A 1642-nucleotide genomic window follows, 5' to 3' on the forward strand; every position below is an offset into this window, starting at 1 on the left:
GCCGGAGCCCGGTGGGCGCCGGTGCGGCGTGGCGCCGGGTGGGCCCGACCGCCGGAGCGCCGGGAGGGACGGTCACGGCGGAGGCCGCCGGGGCGCTCGGCCGCCGGCGGCCCGCGGTTCAGCCGGCGGGCTGCGCGACGGCGCGGTCGTCGAGCCGGTGGTAGGCGCGCAGGGTGAGGAGCCGCTGCAGGGTGACGGCCGTGCGCCGGTCGTTGGTGCTGCCGGAGCACCAGGTGGGACCGGGGGCCGGCCAGCCGCCGTCGGGCTGCTGCTGGGCGATCGCGTGGTCGAGGTGCGCGTTGATCTGGGCGTCGGTGAACAGCTGCCGCGCGATCGAGTCGGGCTGGCCGGCGATGTCGAGCGGCGTGTGGACGTCTCCCCGGGCGGCGGGGTCGAGTTCGATGACGGCGCGGATCATCGGGGCGATGCGGGCGAACTCCGCCTTGGCGCGTGCGCGGTCGGGCACGTGCTGGAGGAAGGTGCACACCGCGATGGCTTCTTCGGGGTGCGTCCAGTGGAGGGCGCCGATGCGGGTCCAGCAGAACGCGGTGGCGCGGTCCCGCCAGCGGTGGGAGATGTGGTGCTTGTGCAGCAGGCCGACGATGGCGGCGGTGGGCCGCAGGGCGCCGCCGAAGTCGTCGTGCTCGCGCCACCAGGGCGCGGCTTCGGTGTGGCGGACGTTGGGCAGGACGCCGCCGACACCGCCGTTGGGCCGGGTGACGCTGGTCAGGTAGGTGCAGGTCTCCTGGGCGAGGTCGCGCGGGATGGGGCCGAGTTCGTCGAGGATGCGCAGGGCGGCCTCGACGGCGAGGGGTTGGCTGCCGTGGCCGCGTAAGTCGGGTTCGAGGCCGTTTCCGTACCCTCCGTCGACGTTGCGGTAGGCGCCCAGGACCGCGTAGACGGGTTCGGCGTGCCCGCGCTGGAAGTGGTGGGCGAAGCGCAGCCGGTCCAGCAGCCGCGCGTTGCGCATGATGAAGTGTTCGGCGGTCTGCAAGGTATCCGAGGTCACCGTTGTCATATTGAGAAGGTACGCCGGGAACGCCCGCGTCAAACATCCTCATACGATCGCGAATCGGCACGTTTTGGCAGGTCGTGCGGGCTCCGGCGATCGGCGCCCCGCCGGAATCCAGACGCGTTCTTAACGCGGCGGGACGGCCGGGCGCCGCACCGGCCCCGGGCGGGTGCGGCGGTGCCGCCACCGCAGCACCGCGCCGGCCCAGGAGAGCGCGACCACGAGGGCGACGAGCAGCCGCACGGCGCCGATGGCGTCGGCGGGGTAGAGGACGCCGGTGAGGTAGTGCGCGATGAACCCCTGCGCCCCCAGCCCGGCTCCGCCGGCGCGGACGCGCGCCCAGTCCTCGACGACGGTGAGCGGGCAGGTCCAGCCGATGACGAGGATGCCCAGGCCGTAGCCGGCGACGAGCACGTGCGGCCAGACGGCCCGCGGCCACCGCCACGCGAAGAAGCCTCCGACGACCAGGTAGCCGAGGAAGCAGAAGTGGGCGAGCATGGCGGCTTCGCCGAGGACGCGGTACCCCATGCCTCCACGGTAGGCGCGGGGGCGCGGCGGGGGATCCGCCGTTCTACTCAGGCCGGGTGCTCAGGCCGGCGGGCGGGCCGGGGCCCGCCGGGGTGCCGGACC

2 protein-coding genes are annotated in these 1642 nt (G+C 74.6%); both read right to left on the minus strand.

What is annotated here, in order from left to right; genetic code table 11:
* Positions 1-118 precede the first annotated feature (118 nt).
* A complete protein-coding gene (locus DEF28_RS26430) occupies positions 119-1018 on the minus strand; it encodes a prenyltransferase (RefSeq protein WP_114400915.1) in 900 nt (299 codons plus the stop codon).
* Positions 1019-1138: 120 nt separating this feature from the next.
* Positions 1139-1540 (minus strand): DUF2784 domain-containing protein, encoded by a 402-nt coding sequence (locus DEF28_RS26435; RefSeq protein ID WP_114400916.1) that lies wholly within the window; start codon positions 1538-1540, stop codon positions 1139-1141.
* Positions 1541-1642: the final 102 nt, after the last annotated feature.

Origin of the sequence: Marinitenerispora sediminis (assembly GCF_003336425.1) — a bacterium.
Taxonomy (GTDB): Bacteria; Actinomycetota; Actinomycetes; order Streptosporangiales; family Streptosporangiaceae; genus Marinitenerispora; species Marinitenerispora sediminis.